Origin of the sequence: Klebsiella sp. 64 (genome assembly GCF_018223915.1) — a bacterium.
Lineage (GTDB): Bacteria > Pseudomonadota > Gammaproteobacteria > Enterobacterales > Enterobacteriaceae > Klebsiella > Klebsiella pneumoniae.
On the sequence record NZ_JAGRQZ010000018.1, the window covers coordinates 136,117 to 161,561 of the forward strand.

Annotated in this window: 29 protein-coding genes and 1 pseudogene; 26 read left to right on the forward strand and 4 right to left on the reverse strand. The window is 60.5% G+C overall.

Annotated features, from left to right (window positions below):
* The first annotated feature begins 163 nt into the window (after positions 1 to 163).
* From eutS to eutR, 17 genes and pseudogenes are all read left to right on the forward strand, one after another.
* Positions 164 to 499, forward strand: coding sequence for an ethanolamine utilization microcompartment protein EutS (eutS, locus tag KHQ23_RS13980; RefSeq protein WP_002913729.1), 336 nt, complete (start codon positions 164 to 166; stop codon positions 497 to 499).
* A gap of 12 nt (positions 500 to 511) precedes the next feature.
* Complete coding sequence (gene eutP / locus KHQ23_RS13985) at positions 512 to 991, forward strand: ethanolamine utilization acetate kinase EutP (RefSeq protein WP_032434895.1); 480 nt, start codon at positions 512 to 514, stop codon at positions 989 to 991.
* A complete protein-coding gene (gene eutQ, locus KHQ23_RS13990) occupies positions 969 to 1,658 on the forward strand; it encodes an ethanolamine utilization acetate kinase EutQ (RefSeq protein ID WP_004185056.1) in 690 nt (229 codons plus the stop codon). Before eutP ends, eutQ begins: the two co-directional genes overlap by 23 nt.
* Positions 1,655 to 2,461: an ethanolamine utilization cob(I)yrinic acid a,c-diamide adenosyltransferase EutT gene (eutT, locus tag KHQ23_RS13995; protein ID WP_002913723.1), complete on the forward strand. Its 807-nt coding sequence runs from the start codon at positions 1,655 to 1,657 to the stop codon at positions 2,459 to 2,461. Before eutQ ends, eutT begins: the two co-directional genes overlap by 4 nt.
* On the forward strand, positions 2,451 to 3,467 hold the full coding sequence (pta, locus tag KHQ23_RS14000; protein WP_032434893.1) for a phosphate acetyltransferase: 1,017 nt from the start codon (positions 2,451 to 2,453) through the stop codon (positions 3,465 to 3,467). Before eutT ends, pta begins: the two co-directional genes overlap by 11 nt.
* A gap of 38 nt (positions 3,468 to 3,505) precedes the next feature.
* Positions 3,506 to 3,796: an ethanolamine utilization microcompartment protein EutM gene (eutM, locus tag KHQ23_RS14005; RefSeq protein WP_000387720.1), complete on the forward strand. Its 291-nt coding sequence runs from the start codon at positions 3,506 to 3,508 to the stop codon at positions 3,794 to 3,796.
* 128 nt (positions 3,797 to 3,924) lie between these two features.
* Positions 3,925 to 4,212 (forward strand): ethanolamine utilization microcompartment protein EutN, encoded by a 288-nt coding sequence (gene eutN, locus KHQ23_RS14010; protein ID WP_002913719.1) that lies wholly within the window; start codon positions 3,925 to 3,927, stop codon positions 4,210 to 4,212.
* Between the two features lie 11 nt (positions 4,213 to 4,223).
* Complete coding sequence (locus KHQ23_RS14015) at positions 4,224 to 5,627, forward strand: aldehyde dehydrogenase family protein (RefSeq protein ID WP_004152003.1); 1,404 nt, start codon at positions 4,224 to 4,226, stop codon at positions 5,625 to 5,627.
* Between the two features lie 9 nt (positions 5,628 to 5,636).
* Positions 5,637 to 6,476: an ethanolamine utilization protein EutJ gene (eutJ, locus tag KHQ23_RS14020; protein ID WP_009309531.1), complete on the forward strand. Its 840-nt coding sequence runs from the start codon at positions 5,637 to 5,639 to the stop codon at positions 6,474 to 6,476.
* On the forward strand, positions 6,466 to 7,653 hold the full coding sequence (gene eutG / locus KHQ23_RS14025; protein ID WP_004213207.1) for an ethanolamine utilization ethanol dehydrogenase EutG: 1,188 nt from the start codon (positions 6,466 to 6,468) through the stop codon (positions 7,651 to 7,653). Before eutJ ends, eutG begins: the two co-directional genes overlap by 11 nt.
* A 199-nt stretch (positions 7,654 to 7,852) precedes the next feature.
* Complete coding sequence (eutH, locus tag KHQ23_RS14030; protein ID WP_004149260.1) at positions 7,853 to 9,085, forward strand: ethanolamine utilization protein EutH; 1,233 nt, start codon at positions 7,853 to 7,855, stop codon at positions 9,083 to 9,085.
* Positions 9,082 to 10,493, forward strand: a pseudogene (gene eutA, locus KHQ23_RS14035) (ethanolamine ammonia-lyase reactivating factor EutA). The gene eutH and the pseudogene eutA overlap by 4 nt, the downstream one beginning before the upstream one ends.
* Before the next feature lie 11 nt (positions 10,494 to 10,504).
* The gene (gene eutB / locus KHQ23_RS14045; protein WP_004152001.1) at positions 10,505 to 11,866 is read left to right on the forward strand and encodes an ethanolamine ammonia-lyase subunit alpha; all 1,362 of its coding nucleotides are present in this window, start codon (positions 10,505 to 10,507) and stop codon (positions 11,864 to 11,866) included.
* A 20-nt stretch (positions 11,867 to 11,886) separates the two neighbouring features.
* Positions 11,887 to 12,786, forward strand: coding sequence for an ethanolamine ammonia-lyase subunit EutC (gene eutC / locus KHQ23_RS14050; RefSeq protein WP_004174901.1), 900 nt, complete (start codon positions 11,887 to 11,889; stop codon positions 12,784 to 12,786).
* A 9-nt stretch (positions 12,787 to 12,795) separates the two neighbouring features.
* Positions 12,796 to 13,455, forward strand: coding sequence for an ethanolamine utilization microcompartment protein EutL (eutL, locus tag KHQ23_RS14055; RefSeq protein ID WP_004174905.1), 660 nt, complete (start codon positions 12,796 to 12,798; stop codon positions 13,453 to 13,455).
* Positions 13,456 to 13,466: 11 nt separating this feature from the next.
* Complete coding sequence (eutK, locus tag KHQ23_RS14060) at positions 13,467 to 13,952, forward strand: ethanolamine utilization microcompartment protein EutK (RefSeq protein WP_029602651.1); 486 nt, start codon at positions 13,467 to 13,469, stop codon at positions 13,950 to 13,952.
* Positions 13,953 to 13,997: 45 nt separating this feature from the next.
* Positions 13,998 to 15,050, forward strand: a complete 1,053-nt coding sequence (gene eutR, locus KHQ23_RS14065; protein WP_002913642.1) for an HTH-type transcriptional regulator EutR — start codon at positions 13,998 to 14,000, stop codon at positions 15,048 to 15,050.
* Between the two features lie 43 nt (positions 15,051 to 15,093).
* Here eutR and hemF read toward each other — a convergent pair whose 3' ends face one another.
* Both hemF and amiA read right to left on the reverse strand, forming a co-directional pair.
* Positions 15,094 to 15,993 (reverse strand): oxygen-dependent coproporphyrinogen oxidase, encoded by a 900-nt coding sequence (gene hemF, locus KHQ23_RS14070; RefSeq protein WP_002913641.1) that lies wholly within the window; start codon positions 15,991 to 15,993, stop codon positions 15,094 to 15,096.
* Positions 15,993 to 16,865, reverse strand: coding sequence for an N-acetylmuramoyl-L-alanine amidase AmiA (amiA, locus tag KHQ23_RS14075; RefSeq protein WP_002913639.1), 873 nt, complete (start codon positions 16,863 to 16,865; stop codon positions 15,993 to 15,995). Before amiA ends, hemF begins: the two co-directional genes overlap by 1 nt.
* 211 nt (positions 16,866 to 17,076) lie before the next feature.
* Between amiA and KHQ23_RS14080 the strand changes: the two genes are divergently transcribed.
* The 4 genes from KHQ23_RS14080 (at position 17,077) to KHQ23_RS14095 (ending at position 19,569) form a co-directional block, all read left to right on the forward strand.
* Positions 17,077 to 17,502 carry a GNAT family acetyltransferase gene (locus KHQ23_RS14080; protein WP_002913637.1) on the forward strand — a complete coding sequence of 142 codons (426 nt, stop codon included), beginning with the start codon at positions 17,077 to 17,079 and terminating at the stop codon, positions 17,500 to 17,502.
* Entirely contained in the window at positions 17,489 to 17,938 is a 450-nt protein-coding gene (locus KHQ23_RS14085; protein ID WP_002913635.1) for a DUF2919 domain-containing protein, read from the forward strand. Before KHQ23_RS14080 ends, KHQ23_RS14085 begins: the two co-directional genes overlap by 14 nt.
* A gap of 61 nt (positions 17,939 to 17,999) precedes the next feature.
* A complete protein-coding gene (locus KHQ23_RS14090) occupies positions 18,000 to 18,575 on the forward strand; it encodes an RpoE-regulated lipoprotein (protein ID WP_002913630.1) in 576 nt (191 codons plus the stop codon).
* 94 nt (positions 18,576 to 18,669) lie between these two features.
* Positions 18,670 to 19,569 (forward strand): Dyp-type peroxidase, encoded by a 900-nt coding sequence (locus KHQ23_RS14095; protein ID WP_004145614.1) that lies wholly within the window; start codon positions 18,670 to 18,672, stop codon positions 19,567 to 19,569.
* A gap of 154 nt (positions 19,570 to 19,723) precedes the next feature.
* Here the strand turns inward: KHQ23_RS14095 and KHQ23_RS26630 are convergent, their stop codons facing one another.
* Positions 19,724 to 19,933: a DUF559 domain-containing protein gene (locus KHQ23_RS26630; protein ID WP_349816781.1), complete on the reverse strand. Its 210-nt coding sequence runs from the start codon at positions 19,931 to 19,933 to the stop codon at positions 19,724 to 19,726.
* Between the two features lie 275 nt (positions 19,934 to 20,208).
* On the opposite strand from KHQ23_RS26630, the gene cysP reads away from it, so the two are divergent.
* From cysP to cysM, 5 genes are all read left to right on the forward strand, one after another.
* Positions 20,209 to 21,225 carry a thiosulfate/sulfate ABC transporter substrate-binding protein CysP gene (gene cysP / locus KHQ23_RS14105; RefSeq protein WP_002913628.1) on the forward strand — a complete coding sequence of 339 codons (1,017 nt, stop codon included), beginning with the start codon at positions 20,209 to 20,211 and terminating at the stop codon, positions 21,223 to 21,225.
* Positions 21,225 to 22,058, forward strand: coding sequence for a sulfate/thiosulfate ABC transporter permease CysT (cysT, locus tag KHQ23_RS14110; RefSeq protein WP_002913626.1), 834 nt, complete (start codon positions 21,225 to 21,227; stop codon positions 22,056 to 22,058). The genes cysP and cysT overlap by 1 nt, the downstream gene beginning before the upstream one ends.
* Positions 22,058 to 22,933, forward strand: coding sequence for a sulfate/thiosulfate ABC transporter permease CysW (cysW, locus tag KHQ23_RS14115; RefSeq protein WP_002913625.1), 876 nt, complete (start codon positions 22,058 to 22,060; stop codon positions 22,931 to 22,933). The genes cysT and cysW overlap by 1 nt, the downstream gene beginning before the upstream one ends.
* Positions 22,923 to 24,017, forward strand: a complete 1,095-nt coding sequence (gene cysA / locus KHQ23_RS14120) for a sulfate/thiosulfate ABC transporter ATP-binding protein CysA (protein WP_002913623.1) — start codon at positions 22,923 to 22,925, stop codon at positions 24,015 to 24,017. Before cysW ends, cysA begins: the two co-directional genes overlap by 11 nt.
* Before the next feature lie 118 nt (positions 24,018 to 24,135).
* On the forward strand, positions 24,136 to 25,047 hold the full coding sequence (gene cysM / locus KHQ23_RS14125) for a cysteine synthase CysM (protein WP_004145610.1): 912 nt from the start codon (positions 24,136 to 24,138) through the stop codon (positions 25,045 to 25,047).
* On the opposite strand, the gene KHQ23_RS14130 is transcribed toward cysM, so the two are convergent.
* Entirely contained in the window at positions 25,044 to 25,439 is a 396-nt protein-coding gene (locus KHQ23_RS14130) for an SgcJ/EcaC family oxidoreductase (protein WP_023280394.1), read from the reverse strand. The genes cysM and KHQ23_RS14130 overlap by 4 nt on opposite strands.
* Positions 25,440 to 25,445 lie beyond the last annotated feature (6 nt).

The window sequence follows — 25,445 nt, forward strand, 5'->3', positions numbered from 1 at the left end:
GCCGGTGAGTAAAAAACGCTGAGCCTGCCTTTTTAATTCCGCCGCAATATTATTTTCTCTCCTGAGTGATCCACTTCACCTTTTAACCCCACTTGCCGAAATTTGTTATTTGCCGCGCTGAAATGTCGTCACCATGAGGACAGATTTCAGGGGGCAATCAGTCATGGATAAAGAACGCATTATTCAGGAATTCGTACCAGGCAAACAGGTCACGCTGGCGCATCTGATTGCCCACCCGGGAGCGGAGCTGGCGAAAAAGATCGGCGTACCCGAATCCGGCGCGATCGGCATTATGACGCTGACGCCGGGAGAAACAGCGATGATCGCCGGCGATCTGGCGATGAAGGCCGCCGACGTGCACATCGGTTTTCTCGACCGGTTTAGCGGCGCGCTGGTGATCTACGGCTCGGTCGGCGCGGTGGAGGAGGCGCTCCTGCAGACCATCGGCGGATTAGGCCGCTTATTAAATTATACCTTGTGCGAATTAACGAAAAGTTAATTGAGAGCGACCATGAAGCGTATTGCGATTGTCGGCGCCGTCGGTGCAGGAAAAACCACGTTATTTAATGCCCTGCAGGGGAATTATTACCTCGCCAGAAAAACGCAGGCGCTGGAATTTAACGATCGTGGCGACATCGATACACCCGGGGAATATTTCAGCCATCCGCGCTGGTATCACGCCTTAATTACCACCTTGCAGGATGTGGACACCCTGATTTATGTCCATGCGGCCAATGATACCGAAAGTCGCCTGCCACCCGGGTTGCTGGATATTGGCAGCCGAAAGCACCTTATCGTGGCGATCAGCAAAACGGATCTGCCGGATGCCAACGTCGCCGCGGTGCGGCAGCTGCTGGACGGGATGGGGTTTCAGGCGCCGGTTTTCGCCCTCAACGGTTGCGATCCGCAAAGCGTCGCGCCGCTGGAAAATTACTTGAGTGAGCTCAGCCAAAAGGAGGAAGGGCCAGGTGAAGAAACTCATTACCGCTAACGATATTCGTGCCGCCCACGCGCGCGGCGAACAGGCGATGTCAGTAGTTCTGCGCGCCAGCATTATCACCCCGGAAGCGCGCGAAGTCGCCGAGCTGCTGGGATTCACTATCACCGAAGACGATGGCGCCGCGCCGGCGGCGACAGCGGCGGACAGCGACAAAACGGAAAGCCAGCGGATCCGGGAAACCATCCTGGCGCAGTTGCCGGAAGGCCAGTTTACCGAAAGCCTGGTGGCGCAGCTGATGGAAAAGGTGATGAAGGAGAAGCAGTCCCTGGAGCAGGAGGCGATGCAGCCGGGATTTGAGGCAGTGACCGGCAAAGGCGGCATCAAAGTGATCGACGGCAGCAGCGTGAAGTTTGGCCGCTTCGACGGCGCCCAGCCGCACTGCGTCGGCTTAACGGACCTGGTGACTGACCAGGATGGCAGCAGCATGGCGGCCGGATTTATGCAGTGGGAGAACGCCTTCTTCCCGTGGACGCTGAACTACGACGAAATCGATATGGTGCTGGAGGGCGAGCTGCATGTGCGCCATCAGGGGGAAACGCTGGTCGCCAAAGCGGGGGACGTCATGTTCATCCCGAAAGGCTCCAGCATCGAATTCGGTACCCCGTCGACGGTGCGCTTCCTGTACGTCGCCTGGCCGGCAAACTGGCAATCGCTATGAACGATTTCATTACCGAAGCGTGGCTCAGAGCGAATCATACGCTCAGCGAAGGCGGTGAAATCCATCTTCCTGCCGATGCTCGCCTGACGCCCTCGGCGAGGGAACTGCTGGAAAGTCGGCATCTGCGGGTCAAATTTCTCGACCGCCAGGGGCGCCTGTTTGTCGAGGATGACGAACAGACGCCGCAGCCGGTGCATGTCCTGACCAGCAGCGACCATCCGCCCCAGGCCTGCTGCGAGCTTTGTCACCAGCCGGTGGGCAAAAAGCCGGACACCTTAACTCATCTGACGGCCGATACCCTGGTGGCGAAAAACGATCCGCGGCTGGCCTTCCGCGCGGTGCTGGACAGCACCATCGCCCTGACGGTGTGGCTGCAAATTGAACTGGCGGAGCCCTGGCAGCCGTGGCTGACGGATATCCGTTCGCGGCTGGGCAACATCATGCGCGCCGATGCGCTGGAGGAACCGCTGGCGGCGCAGTCGATAGCCGGATTCAGCGAGGCGCAGCTGCATCGTCTGTCCCATCAGCCGCTGCGTTACCTGGGTCACGATCACCTGGTGCCGGAGGCCCGCCATGGGCGCGATGTCGCGCTGCTTAATTTGCTGCGCGGCAAAGTGCGCGAGGCGGAGGTGACCGCGGCGCAGGTGTTTATTACGCCGCAATTTGCGGTCCAGCGTGCCGATATTCTACAGGCGCTCAACCGCCTTTCCAGCGCGGTCTACGTGATGATGATCCTGGGCGTGACGGACGCGCCGCCGGCGCTCAGCCAACTGCAGCAGCTGGGAGGTGAAGATGATCATTGACCAGTGTCGCAAACTGGCGCTGCGCGCCCCCGCCAGGGTGGTGTTCCCGGATGCGCTGGACGTCCGCGTGTTGAAGGCGGCGCATTATCTGCAGCAGCAGGGCCTGGCGCATCCGATCCTCGTCGCCAGCCCCTTCGCGCTGCGGCAGTTCGCCCTTGGCGAACGTCTGCCGCTGACCGGGGTGCAGGTCATCGATCCGCACAGCAACCTGGCGATGCGCGAGGCGTTTGCCGCCGCCTGGCAGGCGCGCGCCGGCGATAAAGCGCCCGCTGACGCGGTCGACAAGCTGGCCGACCCGCTGATGTTCGCCGCGGCGATGGTCAACGCCGGGCAGGCCGAGGTGTGTATCGCCGGAAATCTCTCGTCAACCGCCAGCGTGCTGCGCGCTGGTCTGCGCCTTATCGGCCTGCAGCCGGGGTGTAAAACGCTCTCTTCGCTGTTTCTGATGCTGCCGCAGTATACCGGACAGCCGCTGGGGTTTGCCGACTGCAGCGTGGTGCCGCAGCCGACCGCGGCGCAGCTGGCGGATATCGCGATTGCCAGCGCCGAGACCTGGCAAGCGATCGCTGGCGAAGCGCCGCGGGTGGCAATGCTGTCCTTCTCGACACACGGCAGCGCCCGGCATCCCTGTGTGGCTAACGTCCAGCAGGCCACGGAGATCGTGCGTCAGCGGGCGCCGCAGCTGATGGTCGATGGCGAGCTGCAGTTTGACGCCGCCTTTGTACCGGACGTCGCTGCGCACAAAGCGCCCGGCAGCCCGCTGCAGGGCCGGGCCAATGTGCTGGTCTTCCCGTCGCTGGAGGCGGGCAACATCGGCTACAAAATCGCCCAGCGGCTGGGCGGATATCGCGCCATCGGGCCGCTGATCCAGGGCCTGGCCGCCCCGCTTCACGACCTCTCGCGAGGCTGTAGCGTAGAGGAAATTATCGAACTGGCGCTGGTGGCGTCGGTACCGCGCCAGACGGACGCAAGCCGGATCCCCGACTCGTCCACGCTGGTTGAATGAATGGTCCCCTTCAGGACCCCTTATGAGAGGAAAACACAATGGAAGCATTAGGAATGATTGAAACCCGGGGCCTGGTTGCACTGATTGAGGCCTCCGACGCCATGGTCAAAGCGGCCCGCGTCAAGCTGGTGGGAGTGAAACAGATCGGCGGGGGCCTGGTGACCGCCATGGTGCGCGGCGATGTCGCGGCGTGCAAAGCCGCGACGGATGCCGGGGCGGCGGCGGCTCAGCGTATCGGTGAGCTGGTCTCTGTACATGTCATCCCGCGCCCGCATGGCGATCTGGAAGAGGTCTTCCCGATTAGCTTCAAGGGCGACAGCAACATCTAACGGGGGAGGGGGTGCCGGAAAATTCTGGCCGGATAAGACGCCAGCGCGTCGCTATCCGACCATGAAAAGGCATGAATGCCGGATGGCGTTGCGCTTTTCCGGCCTGCACATCACACGCGGAGACGGACATGAAGCTGGCTGTGGTAACCGGATATGTGGTCTGCACCGTACGCCATGAAGGTCTGGCCCACGACAAACTGCTGATGGTGGAGATGCTCAATGCCCGCGGCGAGCCCGACGGGCAATGTGCGGTCGCCATCGACAGCATCGGCGCGGGATGCGGCGAGTGGGTACTGCTGGTCAGCGGCAGCTCGGCGCGACAGGCGCACGCACACGGCGCCTCTCCGGTCGATCTGTGCGTGATTGGTATCGTGGATGAGGCTGCGGCCGATGGTCAGGTGCTCTTCCATAAGTAGGGTGAAAAATCATGAATCAACAGGACATTGAACAGGTAGTGAAAGCGGTACTGCTGAAAATGAAAGACAGCAGCCAGCCTGCCGGCACCGTTCATGATATGGGCGTTTTTGCCTCACTGGATGACGCTGTCGCGGCGGCAACGGTGGCCCAGCAGGGATTAAAGCGGGTGGCGATGCGTCAGCAGGTGATTCAGGCCATTCGTGAGGCGGGTGAAAAGTATGCCCGTGAACTGGCGGAGCTTGCGGTGACGGAGACCGGCATGGGACGCGTTGAAGATAAGTTTGCCAAAAACGTGGCGCAGGCGCGCGGCACGCCGGGCGTGGAGTGTCTGACTCCGCAGGTGCTCACCGGCGATAATGGCCTGACGCTGATTGAAAATGCGCCCTGGGGCGTGGTGGCCTCGGTGACGCCGTCCACCAATCCGGCGGCGACGGTGATCAACAACGCCATTAGCCTGATTGCCGCCGGCAACAGCGTGGTCTTCGCCCCCCATCCGGCGGCGAAAAAGGTCTCGCAAAGGGCAATTACCCTGCTTAACCAGGCGGTAGTGGCCGCCGGCGGCCCGGCCAACCTGCTGGTGACCGTGGCGAACCCGGATATCGACACCGCCCAGCGGCTGTTTAAGTACCCTGGCATCGGCCTGCTGGTGGTTACCGGCGGCGAAGCGGTGGTCGAGGCGGCGCGCAAACATACCAACAAACGCCTGATCGCCGCCGGGGCTGGCAACCCGCCGGTGGTGGTGGATGAGACTGCCGATCTACCGCGCGCCGCGCAGGCGATCGTCAAAGGCGCCTCTTTTGATAACAACATTATCTGCGCCGACGAGAAGGTGCTGATCGTGGTCGATAGCGTTGCCGACGAACTGATGCGCCTGATGGAAGGCCAGCAGGCGGTGAAACTCACGGCGGCGCAGGCCGAACAGCTCCAGCCGCTGCTGCTGAAAAATATTGACGAGCGCGGCAAAGGCACGGTCAGCCGCGACTGGGTCGGCCGCGATGCGGGCAAAATCGCCGCGGCGATTGGCCTGCAGGTGCCGGCGCAAACCCGTCTGCTGTTCGTGGAAACCCCCGCCAGCCATCCGTTTGCGGTGACTGAACTGATGATGCCGGTGCTGCCGGTGGTGCGGGTGGCGAACGTCGAGGAGGCCATCGCCCTGGCGGTGCAACTGGAAGGCGGCTGCCACCATACGGCGGCGATGCACTCGCGCAATATCGACAACATGAACCAGATGGCGAACGCCATCGACACCAGCATCTTCGTCAAAAACGGGCCGTGCATCGCCGGGCTTGGGCTGGGCGGCGAGGGCTGGACCACCATGACCATCACCACCCCAACCGGGGAAGGGGTGACCAGCGCGCGGACCTTCGTTCGTCTGCGCCGCTGCGTGCTGGTGGATGCGTTTCGAATCGTATAAGGGATGAACATGGCGCACGACGAACAACGCTGGCTTTCGCCGAGACTACAAAAAGCCGCTGCCCTGTGTAACCAGGCGCCCGCCGCCAGCGAGTCGCCGCTGTGGCTGGGCATCGATTTGGGCACCTGCGACGTGGTGTCGATGGTGGTTGACCGTGACGGCCAGCCGGTTGCGGTATGCCTTGACTGGGCCGACGTGGTGCGCGACGGCATCGTCTGGGATTTTTTTGGCGCCGTCACCCTCGTGCGCCGACATCTTGCGACTCTCGAGCAGCAGCTGGGCTGCCGCTTCACCCATGCGGCGACCTCGTTTCCGCCCGGCACCGATCCGCGCATTTCGATCAATGTCCTGGAGTCCGCCGGGCTGGAGATCAGTCATGTGCTGGATGAGCCTACCGCGGTGGCCGATCTGCTGCAGCTCGATAACGCCGGGGTGGTGGATATCGGCGGCGGCACCACCGGGATCGCCATCGTTAAACAGGGCAGGGTGACATATTCGGCGGATGAAGCCACCGGCGGCCACCATATCTCCCTGACTCTGGCCGGGAATCGCGGCATCGGGCTTGAGGAGGCGGAGCAGTACAAGCGCAGCCACGCCGGGGAGATCTGGCCGGTGGTTAAGCCGGTGTACGAGAAGATGGCCGAAATTGTCGCCCGACATATTGCCGGACAAGGGATTGTCGATTTGTGGCTGGCAGGCGGCGCCTGTATGCAGCCGGGCGTGCATGAGCTGTTTCGTCAGCGCTTCCCGGCATTACCGGTGCATTTGCCGCAGTACAGCCTGTTTATGACCCCGCTGGCAATCGCCAACAGCGGGAGGGAAAAAGCGGAGGGGATGTATGCAAGCTGAACTGCAGACGGCGCTGTTCCATGCCTTTGATACGCTGAATCTTCAGCAAATGAAAAGCTTCAACGTTCCGCCGGTGACGCTGCACGGCGTCGGCGCGCTGGCAGCCTGCGGTCCGCAAGCGCAGTCCCGGGGCCTTAGGCATCTGTTTGTCATGGTTGACAGTTTTCTCCATCAGGCGGGAATGACCGCCGGGCTGGAGCGTAGCCTGGCGATGAAAGGGATTGCTATGACTCTCTGGCCCTGTCCCGCCGGCGAACCCTGCGTCACCGATGTCTGCGCCGCCGTCGCCCAGCTGCGGGACGCGCGCTGCGACGGCGTGGTGGCCTTTGGTGGTGGATCGGTATTGGATGCGGCGAAGGCGGTGGCGCTGCTGGTCGCCAATCCTGAGCAGACGCTGGGGGAGATGACGGAGCACAGCGAGTTGCGTCCACGTCTGCCGCTGATCGCGGTGCCGACCACCGCTGGCACCGGGTCTGAAACCACCAATGTGACGGTGATTATCGATGCGGTGAGTGGACGCAAACAGGTGCTGGCGCATGCCTCGCTGATGCCGGATGTGGCGATTCTCGACGCCGCGCTGACCGAGGGCGTCCCGCCGCATATCACGGCAATGACCGGGATTGATGCGCTGACCCACGCCGTCGAGGCCTACAGCGCCCGCCACGCCACGCCGTTTACCGACAGTCTGGCGATGGGGGCGATAGCCATGATCGGCGAGGCGCTGCCGAAAGCGGTGGGCTGCGGTCAGGATCTGGCGGCGCGGGAGAACATGCTGCTGGCTTCCTGCATGGCGGGGATGGCGTTTTCCAGCGCCGGGCTGGGGCTATGCCATGCCATGGCGCATCAGCCGGGGGCGGCGCTGCATATTCCGCACGGTCTGGCCAACGCCATGCTGCTGCCAACGGTGATGGAGTTTAACCGCATGGTGCGCCGGGCGCGCTTCAGCCAGATCGGCCGGGCGTTAACCGGCAAGAAAACCGATGACCGCGAGGCTATCGCCGCCGTGCGCGAGCTGATCGCCGAGGTCGGTCTGACGATGCGGCTGACGGAGGCTGGCGCGACGTCCGCGCACTACGACGCCTGGGCGCAAGCGGCGCAGGAGGACATCTGTTTGCGCACCAATCCACGCACCGCCAGCCGGGAGCAGATTATCGAGCTGTACGCGGCGGCGCAATAAATGCCGATTTTCCCGGAGGCGTGTGGCTGTGGCTTTCCCGGCTCGTGCTGCGCTTAGCCGGGCTACAGGATCACAGCCGTCTGCTATGCCGTAGCCCGGGTAAGGCGTTCACGCCGCGGCCCGGGAAAGTCGCCTGAGTGCGGCTAATGTCCCGGTATTCACAGTATCTACAAATCATAAATGACAGGGAGTAAAGGCTATGGGAATTAACGAAATCATCATGTACATCATGATGTTCTTTATGCTGATTGCCGCCGTGGACAGGATCCTGTCGCAGTTCGGCGGCTCGGCGCGCTTTCTCGGCAAACTGGGGAAAAGCATTGAGGGATCCGGCGGTCAGTTTGAAGAAGGGTTTATGGCGATGGGCGCGCTGGGCCTGGCGATGGTCGGGATGACCGCCCTGGCGCCAGTGCTGGCTCATCTGCTTGGTCCGGTGATTATTCCGCTGTATGAGATGCTCGGCGCCAACCCGTCGATGTTCGCCGGCACGCTGCTGGCGTGCGACATGGGCGGTTTCTTCCTCGCTAAAGAACTCGCGGGCGGCGACGTGGCGGCCTGGATGTACTCAGGCCTGATCCTCGGCTCTATGATGGGTCCGACCATTGTGTTCTCCATTCCGGTGGCGCTCGGCATTATCGAACCAACCGATCGCCGCTGGCTGGCGCTCGGCGTGCTGGCGGGCATTGTCACCATTCCCATCGGCTGTATCGCCGGCGGTCTGGTGGCGATGTATTCCGGGGTGGAGATCAACGGCCAGCCGGTAGAGTTTACCTTCGCGCTGATCCTGATGAATATGATCCCGGTGATCATCGTCGCCGTGCTGGTGGCGCTGGGGCTGAAGTTTATTCCGGAAAAAATGATCAACGGCTTCCAGATCTTCGCCAAATTCCTCGTGGCGCTGATCACCATCGGCCTGGCGGCGGCGGTGATCAAGTTCCTGCTCGGCTGGGAGCTGATCCCGGGACTCGATCCGATCTTTATGGCGCCTGGCGACCAGCCCGGCGAGGTGATGCGCGCCATCGAAGTCATTGGCTCTATCTCCTGCGTGCTGCTCGGCGCTTACCCGATGGTGCTCCTGCTGACCCGCTGGTTTGAAAAACCGCTGATGCGCGTTGGTAATCTTCTAAAAATCAACAATATGGCTGCCGGCGGCATGGTCGCTACCCTGGCGAACAATATCCCGATGTTCGGCATGATGAAGCAGATGGATACCCGCGGAAAAGTGATCAACTGCGCCTTCTCGGTGTCAGCGGCGTTCGCCCTCGGCGACCATCTCGGTTTTGCGGCGGCCAATATGAACGCCATGATCTTTCCGATGATTGTCGGCAAGCTGGTCGGCGGCGTTACCGCGATTGGCGTGGCGATGCTGCTGGTGCCAAAAGATGAAAACGTACCGGCGCCTGCCAACAACGAAGCGGAGGCGCACTCGTGAACACGCGCCAGCTGTTGAGCGTCGGTATTGATATCGGCACCACCACCACGCAGGTGATCTTCTCGCGCCTCGAGCTGGTGAACCGCGCGGCGGTTTCCCAGGTGCCGCGTTATGAATTCATCAAACGCGACATTAGCTGGCAAAGCCCGGTCTTCTTTACGCCGGTTGATAAGCAGGGAGAACTGAAAGAGGCCGAGCTTGAGGCGCTGATTCTGGCTCAGTACCGGGCCGCAGGGATCGCTCCACAAGCGGTGGATTCCGGGGCGATCATCATCACCGGCGAAAGCGCGAAAACCCGCAATGCCCGCCCGGCGGTGATGGCGCTCTCGCAGTCGCTGGGCGATTTTGTCGTCGCCAGCGCCGGGCCGCACCTGGAGTCGGTCATTGCCGGACACGGCGCCGGGGCGCAGACCCTGTCCCGGCAGCGGATGTGCCGGGTGCTTAATATCGATATTGGCGGCGGTACCTCGAACTATGCCCTGTTTGACGCCGGAAACGTCAGCGCCACCGCCTGCCTCAACGTCGGCGGCCGCCTGCTGGAAACCGACGCTCAGGGGCGCGTGGTCCACGCGCACCCGCCGGGGCAGCGGATTGTCGATGCGCTGTTTGGCGCCGGCACTAACGCCCTGGCGCTGACCGCCGGGCAGCTGGCGCAGGTGGCGCGCCGGATGGCGGCGCTGATCGTCGAGGTGATCGACGGCACCCTCTCACCGCTGGCGCAGGGGCTGATGCAAACCGAAGTACTGCCTGCGGGTATTCAGCCGGAGGTGATTACCCTTTCCGGCGGAGTGGGGGAGTGCTACCGCCATCAGCCCGCCGATCCTTTCTGTTTTTCCGATATCGGGCCGCTGCTGGCCACGGCCCTGCACGAGCATCCGCGCCTGCGTGAGATGAACGTGCAGTTCCCGGCGCAAACCGTGCGCGCCACGGTGATTGGCGCCGGGGCGCATACGCTGTCCCTGTCCGGGAGCACCATCTGGCTGGAGGGGGTTCCATTGCCGCTGCGCAATCTGCCGGTGGCTATCCCGCAGTATGCCGCCGATCTGCCGATCTGCCGAACGCCTGGCTCCAGGCGCTGACGCAGCTCGATCTGGCTCCCGAGGCGGACGCTTACGTGCTGGCGCTTCCCGCTTCACTTCCGGTGCGCTACGCCACCTTACTGACCGTAATTGACGCCCTGCTGGCGTTTGTCGCCCGCTTTCCCAATCCCCGTCCGCTGCTGCTGGTGGCCGAGCAGGATTTTGGCAAAGCGCTGGGCATGCTGCTGCGGCCACAGCTTCCACACCTTCCGCTGGCGGTCATCGATGAGGTGAGCATCCGGGCGGGAGACTATATCGACATTGGTACGCCTCTTTTTGGCGGATCGGTTGTGCCGGTGACGGTGAAATCACTCGCATTTCCTTCCTGAGGGAACGACTTATGAAACTAAAGACCACATTGTTCGGCAATGTTTATCAGTTTAAGGATGTAAAAGAGGTGCTGGCGAAAGCCAACGAACTGCGTTCGGGGGATGTGCTGGCGGGGGTAGCGGCGGAGAGTTCGCAGCAGCGCGTGGCCGCCAAGCAGGTGCTCTCCGATATGACGGTGGCCGATATCCGTAATAACCCGGTGATCCCGTATGAGGAGGACTGCGTTACGCGCCTGATCCAGGATGACGTGAACGAAACCGCCTATCAGCGGATTAAACACTGGACCATCAGCGACCTGCGGGAATACGTGCTCAACGACGAGGTCACCAGCGACGATATCGCCTTTGTCCGCAAAGGGCTGACCTCCGAGGTGGTGGCTGCGGTGGCCAAGATCTGCTCCAACGCCGATCTGATCTACGGCGGTAAAAAAATGCCGGTGATCAAAAAAGCCAATACCACCATCGGTCTGCCGGGGACCTTTAGCTGCCGCCTGCAGCCGAACGATACCCGCGACGACGTGCAGAGTATTGCCGCGCAAATCTATGAAGGGCTCTCCTTCGGCGCGGGCGACGCGGTGATTGGCGTCAACCCGGTCACTGACGACGTGGAGAACCTGAGCCGGGTGCTGGATACGGTGTACGGGGTGATCGACAAGTTTAACATCCCGACCCAGGGCTGCGTGCTGGCGCACGTCACTACCCAGATTGAAGCCATCCGCCGCGGCGCGCCGGGGGGGCTTATCTTCCAGAGCATCTGCGGCAGTGAAAAAGGGCTTAAAGAGTTCGGCGTCGAGCTGGCGATGCTCGATGAAGCGCGGGCGGTGGGGGCGGAGTTTAACCGCATCGCCGGGGAGAACTGTCTTTACTTTGAAACCGGGCAGGGCTCGGCGCTTTCCGCTGGCGCTAACTTCGGCGCCGACCAGGTGACCATGGAAGCGCGTAACTATGGCCTGGCGCGGCACTACGATCCGTTCCTCGTCAACACCGTGGTGGGCTTTATCGGGCCGGAGTATCTCTATAACGACCGGCAAATCATTCGCGCCGGACTGGAAGACCACTTTATGGGCAAGCTGAGCGGCATCTCAATGGGCTGCGACTGCTGCTATACCAACCATGCCGATGCCGACCAGAACCTCAACGAAAACCTGATGATCCTGCTGGCGACCGCAGGCTGCAACTACATCATGGGCATGCCGCTCGGCGACGACATCATGCTCAACTACCAGACCACCGCCTTCCACGATACCGCGACCGTGCGCCAGCTGCTGGGCCTGCGGCCGTCGCCGGAGTTTGAACGCTGGCTGGAAACGATGGGCATTATGGCAAATGGTCGCCTGACCAAACGGGCGGGCGATCCGTCACTGTTCTTCTGATGACGCGGGGATGACACATCATGGATCAAAAACAGATTGAAGACATTGTACGCAGCGTAATGGCGTCAATGGGACAACCACAGTCGCAGCCGCAGGCCCCCGCAGCGTCGACGCCGGCCTGCCATGCCGCCTGCGCCAGCGAAGCGGTGGTGGAAAGCTGCGCGCTGGACCTGGGCTCAGCGGAAGCGAAAGCCTGGATTGGGGTACAACATCCGCACCGCGCCGAAGTACTGACTGAACTGAAACGCAGTACCGCGGCGCGCGTTTGCACCGGCCGCGCCGGCCCGCGTCCGCGCACTCAGGCGCTGCTGCGCTTCCTGGCCGATCACTCGCGCTCGAAAGACACGGTGCTCAAAGAGGTGCCGGAAGCGTGGGTGAAAGCGCAGGGGCTGCTGGAAGTGCGTTCCGAGATTAGCGATAAGAACCTCTACCTCACGCGTCCGGATATGGGCCGTCGCCTCAGTCCGGAAGCGATTGATGCGCTGAAGGCGCAGTGCGTGATGGATCCGGATGTGCAGGTGGTGGTGTCCGATGGCCTGTCGACGGATGCCATCACCGCCAACTACGAAGAGATCCTGCCGCCGCTGCTTGCCGGCCTGAAACAGGCGGGTCTGAAGGTCGGGACGCCGTTCTTCGTGCGCTATGGCCGCGTCAAGATTGAAGATCAGATCGGCGAGATCCTCGGCGCGAAGGTGGTGATCCTGCTGGTTGGCGAGCGCCCGGGGCTCGGCCAGTCGGAGAGCCTCTCCTGCTACGCGGTGTACTCCCCGCGGGTGGCGACCACCGTCGAGGCCGACCGAACCTGTATCTCCAATATCCACCAGGGCGGCACCCCGCCGGTAGAAGCCGCCGCGGTGATCGTGGATTTAGCCAAACGCATGCTGGAGCAGAAAGCCTCCGGCATCAACATGAGCCGTTAAGGAGGCATCATGCCAGCATTAGATTTGATTCGACCCTCGGTCACCGCGATGCGCGTGATTGCCTCGGTGAATGACGGTTTCGCGCGCGAGCTTAAATTACCGTCGCATATACGTAGCCTCGGACTCATCACGGCAGATTCTGACGATGTGACGTATATTGCCGCCGACGAAGCGACAAAGCAGGCGATGGTGGAGGTGGTCTATGGCCGCTCCCTCTACGCCGGTGCGGCCCATGGTCCGTCGCCTACCGCCGGCGAAGTACTGATCATGCTTGGCGGCCCGAACCCGGCGGAAGTTCGCGCCGGGCTGGATGCCATGATGGCGCATATTGAAGGTGGGGCGGCATTCCAGTGGGCTAACGACGCGCAAGATACCGCCTTTCTGGCGCACGTGGTGTCGCGTACCGGCTCTTATCTTTCATCGGCCGCTGGCATCGCGTTGGGCGATCCGATCGCTTATCTGGTGGCGCCGCCGCTGGAGGCGACGTTTGGTATCGATGCGGCGATGAAGTCGGCCGACGTTCAGCTGGTGACCTACGTCCCGCCGCCATCGGAAACCAACTATTCGGCCGCCTTTTTGACGGGAAGCCAGGCCGCCTGTAAAGCCGCCTGCAATGCCTTTACCGATGCCGTTCTCGATATTGCCCGTCATCCTGTACAGCGTGCGTAATGGAGGGAGCGATGATCAATGCGCTGGGATTGCTCGAAGTGGAGGGCATGGTCGCGGCTGTAGACGCTGCGGATGCCATGCTTAAGGCGGCCAATGTGCGCCTGCTCAGTCATGAAGTGCTCGACCCGGGCAGGTTAACGCTGGTGGTGGAGGGCGACCTGGCGGCCTGCCGCGCCGCGCTGGATGCCGGGTCCGCCGCTGCCCGGCGGACCGGCTGCGTGATCAGCCGTCGGGAAATTGGTCGCCCGGAAGAGGATACCCAGCGGCTGATCGGCGGTTTTCAGCCACCGCCGCCAGCGCCCATGCCGCCTGCTGACCCGGCTTCATCGGAAGCCTTACTGACGCTGCTGGCTTCAGTTCGTCAGGGCATGACGGCCGGCGAGGTCGCCGCGCATTTTGCCTGGCCGCTGGATAAGGCCCGCCAGGCGCTGGAGCAGCTCTTTTCCGCAGGGACGCTACGAAAACGCAGTAGCCGCTATCGTCTCAAAAATCCATAACCTGTCGGAGGTGCCGGGAGCGGCTTGCCCCCGGCTTTAACGATTATGAAAAAGCGTCGTTCTGCAAATTTGCACCATCTCTGTTGCGAGGCGTTGCCGGAAGACACCAGGCTGACGCCTCAGGTTGAAATTGACAATATTCATCAACGACACACAACCGATGTGTATGAGCACGCCCTGACCATTACCGCCTGGCAACAGATCTACGATCAACTGCATCCGGGGCAGTTTCGCGGCGAGTTTACCGAAATCCTGCTCGATGAGATCCAGGTCTTCCGCGAATATACCGGGCTGGCGCTGCGCCAGTCCTGCCTGGTCTGGCCGAACTCCTTCTGGTTTGGCATTCCGGCGACCCGGGGTGAACAGGGGTTTATCGGCTCGCAGTGTCTGGGCCGGGCAGAAATCGCCACCCGTCCCGGCGGTACGGAGTTCGAGCTCAGCACGCCGGATGATTACACCATTCTCGGGGTAGTGATTTCGCAGGAGGTGATTGCGCGTCACGCCAGTTTCCTGCACCACCCGGAACGGGTGCTACATATGCTACGCAACCAGTCAGCGCTGGCGGTCCGCGAGCCGCATAAGGCCGCGCTGTGGGGGTTTGTCCAACAGGCGCTGGCCACCTTTAGCGAGCATCCGGATACCCTTCATCAGCCGGCCGTGCGTAAGGTCCTGCGGGATAATCTGTTGCTGGCGATGGGCACGATGCTGGAAGAAGCGCAGCCGATGGTAAGTGCAGAGAGCGTCAGCCACCAGAGCTACCGCCGCCTGCTGGCGCAGGCGCGCGAATATGTGCTGGAAAACAGCGCGGAGCCGTTAACCGTTCTCGATCTGTGCCAGCAGCTGTACGTCAGCCGTCGCACTTTGCAAAACGCCTTCCATGCGATTCTGGGGATTGGTCCTAACGCCTGGCTCAAACGGATCCGCCTGAACGCCGTGCGTCGGGAGCTGATAAGCCCCTGGTCAGAGCGCGAGACGGTCAAGGAGGCGGCCATGCAGTGGGGATTCTGGCATTTGGGGCAGTTCGCCACCGACTATCAGCAGCTGTTTGCTGAGAAACCGTCGATGACGCTGCACCATCGCCTGCGCCAGTGGGTGTGAGGGAAGAGACTCCGCTACCGGGTGGCCAGCCGCCATCCGGCCGTTACAGCCAGTCGCGCACCTGAATAAACTCGCTCAGCGCCGCCTCGGGGCTGCCGGGCTCGGGCTGATAATCATATTCCCAGCGCACCAGCGGCGGCATCGACATCAGAATCGACTCCGTACGCCCGCCGGTCTGCAGGCCGAACAGGGTGCCGCGGTCCCAGACCAGATTGAACTCGACATAGCGGCCGCGACGGTAGAGTTGAAAGTGGCGCTCGCGTTCGCCGTACGGCGTGGCTTTCCGGCGTTCGACGATAGGTAAATAGGCGTCAGCATAGCCGTTCCCGACCGCCTGCATAAAGGCGAAGCAGTGGTCAAAATCCGGGGTGTTCAGGTCGTCAAAGAACAGACCGCCGATGCCGCGCTGCTCCTGGCGGTGCTTGAGATAGAAGTAATCATCGCACCATTTTTTATAGCGCGGATAGACTTCCTCGCCGAACGGCAGACACAGATCGCGGGCGGTACGATGCCAGTGGACGGCATCCTCTTCGAAGCCGTAGTAAGGGGTTAAATCAAAGCCGCCGCCGAACCACCACACCGGGTCGGCGCCAGGCTTTTCGGCAATAAAGAACCGCACGTTGGCATGGCTGGTGGGCACGTAGGGGTTCAGCGGATGAACCACCAGCGAGACGCCCATGGCTTCAAAACTGCGTCCGGCCAGCTCCGGGCGGTGCGCGGTGGCGGAGGCAGGCATGGCGTCGCCATGGACGTGGGAAAAGTTGACCCCCGCCTGCTCGAACACCCGGCCTTCGCGCAGCACCCGGCTGCGTCCGCCGCCACCGCCTTCCCGCTGCCAGGCATCTTCAATAAACGGCGCGCCATCCACGGCGCTCAGCTGCTGACAGAGGTTGTCCTGGAGCTGGAGCAGAAAAGTTTTTACCTGCGCGGCATCGGGTTTCATTAACGTCTCTTCGAATGGGCTTTCTGGTTATCGAACCAGTGGAAATAGCTGATAATGCCGTTGGCAATCGCGGTGGCGATTTTCTGCCGGAAGGCGGTGGTGCCGAGCAGTTTCTCCTCGTTCGGGTTGGTGATAAACGAGGTTTCCACCAGCACGGACGGTATGGATGGTGACTTCAGCACCACGAACGCCGCCTGCTCGGTATTGCGGCTGTGCAGCTTATGTACCGGCTTGATCTTTTTCAGGATATGCGAGCCCAGCGTCAGGCTGTTTTTGATGGTGTCGGTCTGCACCAGATCGAACAGTACCTGCTGCAGCAGATGGTCTTTATCCGTCGCTTTCTTACCGGCGACCTCATCGGCGCGGTTTTCGCGATCGGAGAGGTATTTCGCCATGGCGCTACTGGCGCCGCGGTTTGACAGGGCGAACACCGAGGCGCCGGCGGCGCTCGGGTTGGTAAAACCATCGGCGTGGATTGACATAAACAGATCGGCGCCGTGCTGATGGGCGATCTCCACGCGGTCGTACAGCGGGATAAAGGTATCCCCGGTGCGGGTCAGGCGGGCGTCGATGCCGTTGCTGCGCAAAATGCTGCGCACGTTCTTAGCGATCGCCAACACCACATGCTTCTCTTTCGAGCCGTTATGGCCGATAGCGCCGGTATCGATGCCGCCGTGGCCCGGATCTAACATTACAATCCGGCGACCCCCGGCCTTTTTGGCGGCGGGTTTGCTATGTCCATTTGACGTTTTCAGTGGCTGTTCTTTTGCGCTGACCTGTGAGGCGACGCCGCTCAGCGTCATCGCAGCCAGCCCGGCTTTCAGCACCTGACGGCGCGAAGCAAGTATTTTTAAGGGTTTAAAAGTGCTCATTCGGCCTGAATTGTAAACAAGTGATGTCCAATGTTATATCGTATCGCGTTTGCCGTTACGACCATTCAAAATAAGAATTGTTTTACTTTTCATTTCAATACATGACAAAGTCATATTATGCCATTTTTTGTCGCTGATTTCGCCTGATATTGGCTATCAGTTATATTCGCGCCATAATCACTGTTTTTAACCGTCAATGGTGGGGAATACCATGGAGATTCGCGTTTTTCGCCAGCAGGATTTCGAAGAGGTTGTGACGCTGTGGGAGCGCTGCGATCTGCTGCGCCCGTGGAACGATCCGGAGATGGATATTGAGCGCAAGCTGAATCACGACGTCAGCCTGTTTCTGGTGGCGGAAGTGAATGGCGAAGTGGTCGGCACGGTGATGGGCGGATATGACGGTCATCGCGGATCGGCCTATTATCTCGGCGTCCATCCGGAATATCGCGGCCGGGGTATCGCGAACGCGCTGCTCAACCGTCTGGAGAAAAAGCTGATTGCCCGCGGCTGCCCGAAAATCAACATTATGGTCCGTGAAGACAATGATGTGGTGCAGGGAATGTACGAGCGGTTGGGCTATGAGTACGCCGATGTCCTGACCCTGGGCAAGCGCCTGATCGAAGATGAAGAATACTGAGTTTATCCCCGCCGATTTTGATGCCCATGGCCGTCTGCGCCTGCCTTTGCTTTTCTGGTGCGTGCTGTTGTTGCAGGCCCGCACGTGGGTGCTGTTTTTGATGGCCGGCGCATCGCGCCAGCAGGGCGACGCGATTCTTAATCTGTTCTATCCCGATCACGAGCGCTTCTGGCTTGGTTTACTGCCAGGCGTGCCGGCGGTGCTGGCCTTTCTGCTTAGCGGCTATCGTCAGCGCCTGCCGCGCCTGTGGCGGGCGATGCGCTGGCTGCTGGTGCTATCGCAAGTGCTGCTGTTGCTGTGGCAGCCGATGCTATGGCTGAGCGGCGAATCTCCCTCCTCGTTGACCATTGCGCTGCTGGTCGCGGATGGCTATGCCCTGTGGTGGCTGTTAACCAGCCGTCGCCTGGGCGCCTGTTTTCACCAGACCACCTTTTAATGGCACTTTTTGCCGATCGTGAACTCCAACATGCGTTGAATGACTCAGAAAGGATTGAGATATGAAATCGCTACGTGTAATGCTCTGTGCACTTCCGCTGGCGCTGACCGGCTGCTCCACGATGAGCGCAGTCAACTGGTCGGCGGCCTATCCGTGGAACTGGTTTGGCGCTTCCACCGAGGTGACCGAGCAGGGAGTGGGTAAACTGACGGCTTCCACGCCGCTCAATGAACAGGCGATTAGCGATGCGCTGGGCAGCGACTACCGTTTACGCAGCGGAATGAAGACCGATAAGGGCAATATCGTCCACTACTTTGAAGCGCTGAAAAACAACAGCGTGGCGCTGACCATCAATGGCGACAACGGTGCTATCAGCCGGATTGACGTGCGTGATGCGGATATCAAAACCGCCAGCGGCGTGAAAATCGGCACACCGTTTAGCGACCTGTACAGCAAAGCCTTCGGCAACTGCCAGAAAGGCAGCCATGACAACGGGGCGGTCGTCGAGTGTCAGGCCGAGGGGAGCCAGCATATCAGCTATGCCTTCACTGGCCACTGGAGCGGTCCGGACGAGCTGATGCCCTCCGACGATACGCTGAAAAACTGGAAGGTCAGCAAGATTATCTGGCGTCGCTAAATTGATCTGAAGAGACACGACAGCTCTGAAAAACGGTTACAATGGCGCGTTAGCAACGCGACAGCGTTGTGGTTGCATCATTTCAGGAGGAGCGATGTCTCAGGTTCAGAGCGGCATTTTGCCGGAACATTGCCGCGCGGCGATTTGGATTGAAGCCAATCTCAAAGGGGACGTTAACGCCCTGCGCGAAGCGAGCAAAATTTTTGTCGATAACGTGGCCACCTTCCAGGCTAAATTCCCCGACGCCAAACTCGGTGCGGTGGTGGCGTTCGGCAATAACGTCTGGCGTCAGCTGAGCGGCGGCGAAGGGGCGGATGAGTTAAAAGATTTCCCGGTCTATGGCAAAGGGCTGGCGCCGTCCACCCAGTATGACCTGCTGATTCATATTTTATCCGCCCGTCATGAAGTTAACTTCTCGGTGGCGCAGGCCGCGCTGGCCGCCTTTGGCGACGCTATCGACGTGAAAGAAGAGATTCACGGCTTCCGCTGGGTGGAAGAGCGTGACCTCAGCGGCTTCGTCGATGGCACCGAAAACCCGGCGGGGGAAGAAACCCGCCGCGAAGTGGCGGTCATTAAAGACGGCGTGGATGCGGGCGGCAGCTACGTGTTCGTCCAGCGCTGGGAGCATAATCTCAAACAGCTGAACCGCATGAGCGTGCCGGATCAGGAGATGATGATCGGCCGTACTAAAGACGCTAACGAAGAGATCGATGGCGATGAACGTCCGGTCACGTCGCACCTGAGCCGCGTGGACTTAAAAGAAGATGGCAAAGGGCTGAAAATCGTCCGTCAGAGCCTGCCGTACGGCACCGCCAGCGGCACCCATGGCCTCTATTTCTGCGCCTACTGCGCGCGCCTGTATAACATCGAGCAGCAGCTGCTGAGCATGTTTGGCGATACCGACGGTAAACGCGACGCGATGCTGCGCTTCACCAAACCGGTGACCGGCGGGTATTACTTCGCGCCGTCGCTGGAGCGTATCCAGGCGCTGTAATTTTTCCCCTCACCCTAACCCTCTCCCCAAAGGGGGGAGGGAACTGTTCGGTGCGGTTATGGGATCTGCGTGCGGATTCTTTTACTCCCTCTCCCTCAGTCAGAGGGGAGGGGTGAGGGCATCGGCGACTCAGGCGCTTCAAGTATCCCCGCCATCACCGCATCACCATGCTCTTCAAACTCAATATTCCAGAAGCGTAAAACTCGCCATCCCTCGCTCTGTTGCCAGCGGGTGCGGCGTCATCGTGTTGGCCGCCGTCCAGTTCAATCGCCAGCCGTATTGCGCAGCAGGCGAAATCGAGAATATAGGGGCCAACGGGGTGCTGACGGCGAAACGTATCGCTAGCAAAACGGCGGTTGCCCAGTCAGTACCCTGGTCGACGTTCTGCGGGCGTTAAGCTACGTCTGAGCTGACGAGCAAATATCTGTGTGTTTTTCATATAAACACAGTGCACGCCTGGCTGCCGTTTGTCACAATGACCCGTCTAATCTGCGAGCCGCTTTCAGCTAAGCTTTGCCAGTTGCTTATTCCCTTTTCGACTTCCAAATCGCCAAACGGTATATAAAACCGTTACTCCTTTCGTACCCGTTATAAATATGATGATCATCAGAAAATGTTCAACGTTGATAAGGGTGCGCAATGGCCGTTAAATCACTGAAAAAAGGATATCTGGCGCTGGCGGCTTCCATGCTGCTGGTGGCGCAGGCGCAGGCGACGGAGCTGCTGAACAGCTCCTATGATGTCTCCCGCGAGCTGTTTGCCGCCCTTAACCCGCCTTTTGAGCAGCAGTGGGCGAAAGACAATGGTGGGGACAAGCTGACCATCAAGCAGTCGCATGCCGGTTCATCCAAGCAGGCGCTGGCTATTTTGCAGGGCCTGAAGGCGGACGTGGTCACCTACAACCAGGTGACGGACGTGCAGATCCTGCATGACAAAGGCAACCTGATCCCGGCCGACTGGCAAAGCCGTCTGCCGAACAACAGCTCACCGTTCTATTCGACGATGGGTTTCCTGGTGCGTAAAGGCAATCCGAAAAACATTCATGACTGGAACGACCTGGTTCGCTCTGACGTTAAGCTGATCTTCCCGAATCCGAAAACCTCGGGTAACGCCCGATACACCTACCTGGCGGCATGGGGCGCGGCGGATAAAGCTGATGGCGGCGATAAAGCTAAAACCGAACAGTTTATGACTCAGTTTCTCAAGAACGTCGAAGTCTTTGACACCGGCGGGCGCGGAGCGACCACCACCTTCGCCGAGCGCGGCCTCGGCGATGTGCTGATTAGCTTCGAATCGGAAGTGAATAATATTCGCAAGCAGTATGAGGCGCAGGGATTTGAAGTGGTTATCCCGAAAACCAACATTCTGGCGGAGTTCCCGGTAGCCTGGGTCGATAAAAACGTCAAAGCCAATGGCACGGAAAAGGCGGCGAAAGCCTACCTGAACTGGCTCTATACGCCACAGGCGCAAACTATCATTACCGACTACTACTATCGGGTAAACAACCCGAAAGTGATGGATGCTCTGAAGGATAAATTCCCGCAGACCGAGCTGTTCCGCGTGGAAGATAAGTTTGGCTCCTGGCCTGAGGTGATGAAAACCCACTTCGCCAGCGGCGGCGAACTGGACAAACTGCTGGCGGCGGGGCGTAAGTAATGTTTGCTGTGTCGTCCAAGCGCGTGCTGCCGGGCTTTACCCTGAGCCTTGGCACCAGCCTGCTGTTTGTCTGTCTGATTTTGTTATTACCGCTCAGCGCGCTGGTGATGCAGCTGGCGCAGATGAGTTGGGCGCAGTACTGGGATGTGATCACCAACCCGCAGGTGGTGGCCGCCTATAAGGTGACGCTGCTGTCGGCGTTTGTGGCCTCGATTTTTAACGGCGTCTTTGGTCTGCTGATGGCCTGGATCCTGACCCGCTATCGTTTTCCGGGCCGCACGCTGCTGGATGCCTTAATGGACCTGCCGTTTGCGCTGCCGACGGCGGTAGCCGGTCTGACCCTGGCCTCGCTGTTTTCGGTGAACGGTATTTACGGGGAATGGCTGGCGAAGTTCGATATTAAAGTCACCTATACCTGGCTCGGTATCGCCGTGGCGATGGCCTTCACCAGCATCCCGTTTGTGGTACGCACCGTGCAGCCGGTGCTGGAAGAGTTGGGGCCCGAGTATGAGGAAGCGGCGGAAACGCTGGGCGCTACGCGCTGGCAGAGTTTCCGCAAGGTGGTGCTGCCGGAGCTGTCGCCGGCGCTGCTGGCGGGCATTGCTCTGTCGTTTACCCGCAGCCTCGGCGAATTCGGCGCGGTGATTTTTATCGCCGGCAACATCGCGTGGAAGACGGAAGTGACGTCGCTGATGATCTTTATTCGTCTGCAGGAGTTTGACTATCCGGCGGCGAGCGCCATCGCCTCGGTGATCCTGGCCGCCTCACTGCTGCTGCTGTTTTCCATCAATACCCTGCAGAGTCGCTTTGGTCGACGCGTGGTAGGTCACTAATGGCGGAAGTTACTCAATTGAAACGCTACGACGCGCCCCGTATCAACTGGGGAAAATGGTTTCTGATTGGCGTCGGGATGCTGGTCTCCGCCTTCATCCTTGTGGTGCCGATGCTCTACATCTTTATCCAGGCCTTCAGCAAAGGATTGATGCCGGTGCTGGAAAACCTGGCGAACCCGGACATGCTGCATGCTATCTGGCTGACGGTGATGATTGCGTTGATTACCGTACCGGTGAACCTGGTGTTCGGTACCTTGCTGGCCTGGCTGGTGACACGTTTTACCTTTCCGGGGCGCCAACTGCTGCTGACGTTGCTGGATATCCCGTTCGCCGTCTCGCCGGTGGTGGCCGGTCTGGTGTATCTGCTGTTTTACGGCTCTAACGGTCCGCTGGGCGGCTGGCTTGACGCGCATAATCTGCAAATCATGTTCGCCTGGCCGGGCATGGTGCTGGCGACCATCTTTGTTACCTGTCCGTTTGTGGTGCGTGAGCTGGTGCCGGTGATGATGAGTCAGGGCAGTCATGAAGATGAGGCCGCGGTGCTGCTGGGCGCGTCCGGCTGGCAGATGTTCCGCCGGGTGACGTTGCCCAATATTCGCTGGGCGCTGCTGTACGGCGTGGTGCTGACCAACGCCCGCGCCATCGGCGAATTTGGCGCGGTGTCGGTGGTTTCCGGCTCGATCCGCGGCGAAACGCTGTCGCTGCCGCTGCAAATTGAACTACTGGAGCAGGATTACAACACCGTCGGCTCGTTTACCGCCGCTGCCCTGCTGACGTTAATGGCTATTCTGACCCTGTTTTTAAAGAGTATGTTGCAATGGCGTCTGGCCAATCAGAAAGAACGCGCGCAACAGGAGGGAAATCATGAGCATTGAGATTGCCAATATTAAGAAATCGTTTGGTCGCACCCAGGTGCTGAATGATATCTCGTTGGATATCCCTTCCGGACAAATGGTTGCGCTGCTGGGGCCCTCGGGCTCCGGAAAAACCACCCTGCTGCGAATTATCGCCGGTCTGGAGCATCAGACCAGCGGTCATATCCGCTTCCACGGTACCGACGTCAGTCGGATGCACGCTCGCGACCGTAAAGTGGGCTTCGTTTTCCAGCACTATGCGCTGTTCCGCCATATGACGGTGTTCGATAACATCGCCTTTGGCCTGACCGTGCTGCCGCGCCGCGAACGCCCCAATGCGGCGGCGATTAAAGCCAAGGTGACCAAACTGCTGGAGATGGTGCAGCTGGCCCATCTGGCGGATCGCTATCCGGCGCAGCTGTCCGGAGGCCAGAAGCAGCGCGTGGCGCTGGCGCGCGCCCTGGCGGTGGAGCCGCAAATTTTGCTGCTGGATGAACCTTTCGGTGCGCTGGATGCGCAGGTGCGTAAAGAGCTGCGCCGCTGGCTGCGTCAGCTGCATGAAGAGCTGAAATTCACCAGCGTGTTCGTCACCCACGATCAGGAAGAGGCGATGGAAGTTGCCGACCGGGTGGTGGTCATGAGCCAGGGCAACATCGAACAGGCCGATGCCCCGGAGCGCGTATGGCGTGAGCCGTCTACCCGTTTCGTGCTGGAGTTTATGGGGGAAGTGAACCGCCTGCAGGGGGTCATCCGCGGTGGACAGTTCCACGTCGGCGCCCACCGCTGGCCGTTAGGCTATACCCCGGCATACCAGGGGCCAGTGGACCTGTTCCTGCGCCCATGGGAAGTGGACATCAGCCGGCGGACCAGCCTGGATTCGCCGCTGCCGGTGCAGGTCCTGGAGGCCAGTCCGAAAGGGCACTACACCCAATTAGTCGTCCAGCCTCTGGGGTGGTATGACGAACCGCTGAGCGTGGTGTTAACGGGCGATGAGGCGCCGTCCCGCGGCGAACGGCTGTTCGTCGGGCTGCAAAACGCGCGTTTGTACAACGGTACCGAGCGTATCGAGCCGCGCGGCGAGCTTGCTCTGGCGGAGTCGGCCTGATAGCTTAAATCCATGTGCTTTTGCCGGGTGAGGCTCTGCTTACCCGGTCTGGAATTATCACGCGTCTGCCAGGCCGGGTAAGCGAAGCGCCGCCCGGCTTTTTTATTGAGTAAAAATCGTGAATACACTCGAACAAACCATCGGCAATACCCCTCTGGTCAAACTTCAGCGTCTGGGACCGGACAACGGCAGCGAAGTGTGGGTCAAACTCGAAGGCAATAATCCGGCCGGCTCGGTGAAAGATCGCGCCGCGCTGTCGATGATCGTCGAAGCGGAAAAGCGCGGCGAAATTCAGCCCGGCGACGTGCTGATCGAAGCGACCAGCGGCAACACCGGTATTGCGCTGGCGATGATCGCCGCGCTGAAAGGCTACCGGATGAAGCTGCTGATGCCCGACAACATGAGCCAGGAGCGTCGGGCCGCGATGCGCGCTTACGGCGCCGAGCTTATCCTGGTCAGCAAAGAGCAAGGGATGGAGGGGGCCCGCGACCTGGCTCTGGAAATGGCCCAGCGCGGAGAAGGCAAACTGCTCGATCAGTTTAACAACCCGGATAACCCCTACGCCCACTACACCACCACCGGCCCGGAAATCTGGCAGCAGACCGCGGGGCGTATCACCCACTTTGTCTCCAGTATGGGGACCACCGGCACCATTACCGGCGTGTCACGTTTTCTGCGTGAACAGAGTAAACCGGTGACCATTGTTGGCCTGCAGCCGGAGGAGGGGAGCAGTATTCCCGGGATCCGCCGCTGGCCGGCAGAGTATATGCCGGGGATCTTTAACGCTTCGCTGGTGGATACGGTGCTGGATATTCATCAGCAGGATGCCGAGAACACCATGCGTCAGCTGGCGGTGCGGGAAGGCATTTTCTGCGGCGTCAGTTCGGGCGGCGCGGTAGCGGGCGCGTTACGCATAGCCCGCGAAAATCCTGGCGCGGTGGTGGTGGCGATTGTCTGCGATCGCGGCGATCGTTACCTTTCCACCGGCGTGTTCGGCGAAGAACACTTTAGCCAGGGGGCGGGCATTTAATCATCAAGCAGGTCGGTGCCGTAGGAGTTATCGACGGTGCACAGCCAGCGTTCGCCCTGCTTCTGAAAGACATAGGTGGCGCGTCGCGTAACCTGGGATATCCCGTCCGCCGTCGGGATATCCAGCCAGGTCTCCATAATCACCAGCGCATTGCCGCCGCCTTCAATAACCTCCATTTTCCCCTGAGTCACCACCAGTCGGTGCTGGAAATAGTCGGCAATGGCGATAAAGGCTTTGCGGATATTCTCTTTCCCTCTGACCACCATGCCCGGTTTGACGACCAGCGCGGCGTCTTCTGCGTAATAACTCATCAGGGTATCGTAATCTTCCTGCGAGATAGCGCGATCGCAGGCTTCAATGACCGCTTTCAGTGCCGGGTCAGGGTGATGCATCTCTGG

Coding starts and splice junctions, on each gene's coding strand:
- eutG (WP_004213207.1), top strand. CDS start 6,466: ATGCAAGCTGAACTGCAGACGGCGCTGTTCCATGCCTTTGATACGCTG.
- hemF (WP_002913641.1), bottom strand. CDS start 15,993: ATGAAACCCGATGCCGCGCAGGTAAAAACTTTTCTGCTCCAGCTCCAG.
- eutS (WP_002913729.1), top strand. CDS start 164: ATGGATAAAGAACGCATTATTCAGGAATTCGTACCAGGCAAACAGGTC.
- eutR (WP_002913642.1), top strand. CDS start 13,998: ATGAAAAAGCGTCGTTCTGCAAATTTGCACCATCTCTGTTGCGAGGCG.
- KHQ23_RS14130 (WP_023280394.1), bottom strand. CDS start 25,439: ATGCATCACCCTGACCCGGCACTGAAAGCGGTCATTGAAGCCTGCGAT.
- eutC (WP_004174901.1), top strand. CDS start 11,887: ATGGATCAAAAACAGATTGAAGACATTGTACGCAGCGTAATGGCGTCA.
- pta (WP_032434893.1), top strand. CDS start 2,451: ATGATCATTGACCAGTGTCGCAAACTGGCGCTGCGCGCCCCCGCCAGG.
- eutK (WP_029602651.1), top strand. CDS start 13,467: ATGATCAATGCGCTGGGATTGCTCGAAGTGGAGGGCATGGTCGCGGCT.
- cysP (WP_002913628.1), top strand. CDS start 20,209: ATGGCCGTTAAATCACTGAAAAAAGGATATCTGGCGCTGGCGGCTTCC.
- cysA (WP_002913623.1), top strand. CDS start 22,923: ATGAGCATTGAGATTGCCAATATTAAGAAATCGTTTGGTCGCACCCAG.
- KHQ23_RS14090 (WP_002913630.1), top strand. CDS start 18,000: ATGAAATCGCTACGTGTAATGCTCTGTGCACTTCCGCTGGCGCTGACC.
- cysW (WP_002913625.1), top strand. CDS start 22,058: ATGGCGGAAGTTACTCAATTGAAACGCTACGACGCGCCCCGTATCAAC.
- eutM (WP_000387720.1), top strand. CDS start 3,506: ATGGAAGCATTAGGAATGATTGAAACCCGGGGCCTGGTTGCACTGATT.
- amiA (WP_002913639.1), bottom strand. CDS start 16,865: ATGAGCACTTTTAAACCCTTAAAAATACTTGCTTCGCGCCGTCAGGTG.
- eutN (WP_002913719.1), top strand. CDS start 3,925: ATGAAGCTGGCTGTGGTAACCGGATATGTGGTCTGCACCGTACGCCAT.
- eutL (WP_004174905.1), top strand. CDS start 12,796: ATGCCAGCATTAGATTTGATTCGACCCTCGGTCACCGCGATGCGCGTG.
- eutH (WP_004149260.1), top strand. CDS start 7,853: ATGGGAATTAACGAAATCATCATGTACATCATGATGTTCTTTATGCTG.
- eutT (WP_002913723.1), top strand. CDS start 1,655: ATGAACGATTTCATTACCGAAGCGTGGCTCAGAGCGAATCATACGCTC.
- KHQ23_RS14080 (WP_002913637.1), top strand. CDS start 17,077: ATGGAGATTCGCGTTTTTCGCCAGCAGGATTTCGAAGAGGTTGTGACG.
- KHQ23_RS14015 (WP_004152003.1), top strand. CDS start 4,224: ATGAATCAACAGGACATTGAACAGGTAGTGAAAGCGGTACTGCTGAAA.
- eutP (WP_032434895.1), top strand. CDS start 512: ATGAAGCGTATTGCGATTGTCGGCGCCGTCGGTGCAGGAAAAACCACG.
- KHQ23_RS14095 (WP_004145614.1), top strand. CDS start 18,670: ATGTCTCAGGTTCAGAGCGGCATTTTGCCGGAACATTGCCGCGCGGCG.
- KHQ23_RS14085 (WP_002913635.1), top strand. CDS start 17,489: ATGAAGAATACTGAGTTTATCCCCGCCGATTTTGATGCCCATGGCCGT.
- eutB (WP_004152001.1), top strand. CDS start 10,505: ATGAAACTAAAGACCACATTGTTCGGCAATGTTTATCAGTTTAAGGAT.
- cysT (WP_002913626.1), top strand. CDS start 21,225: ATGTTTGCTGTGTCGTCCAAGCGCGTGCTGCCGGGCTTTACCCTGAGC.
- eutJ (WP_009309531.1), top strand. CDS start 5,637: ATGGCGCACGACGAACAACGCTGGCTTTCGCCGAGACTACAAAAAGCC.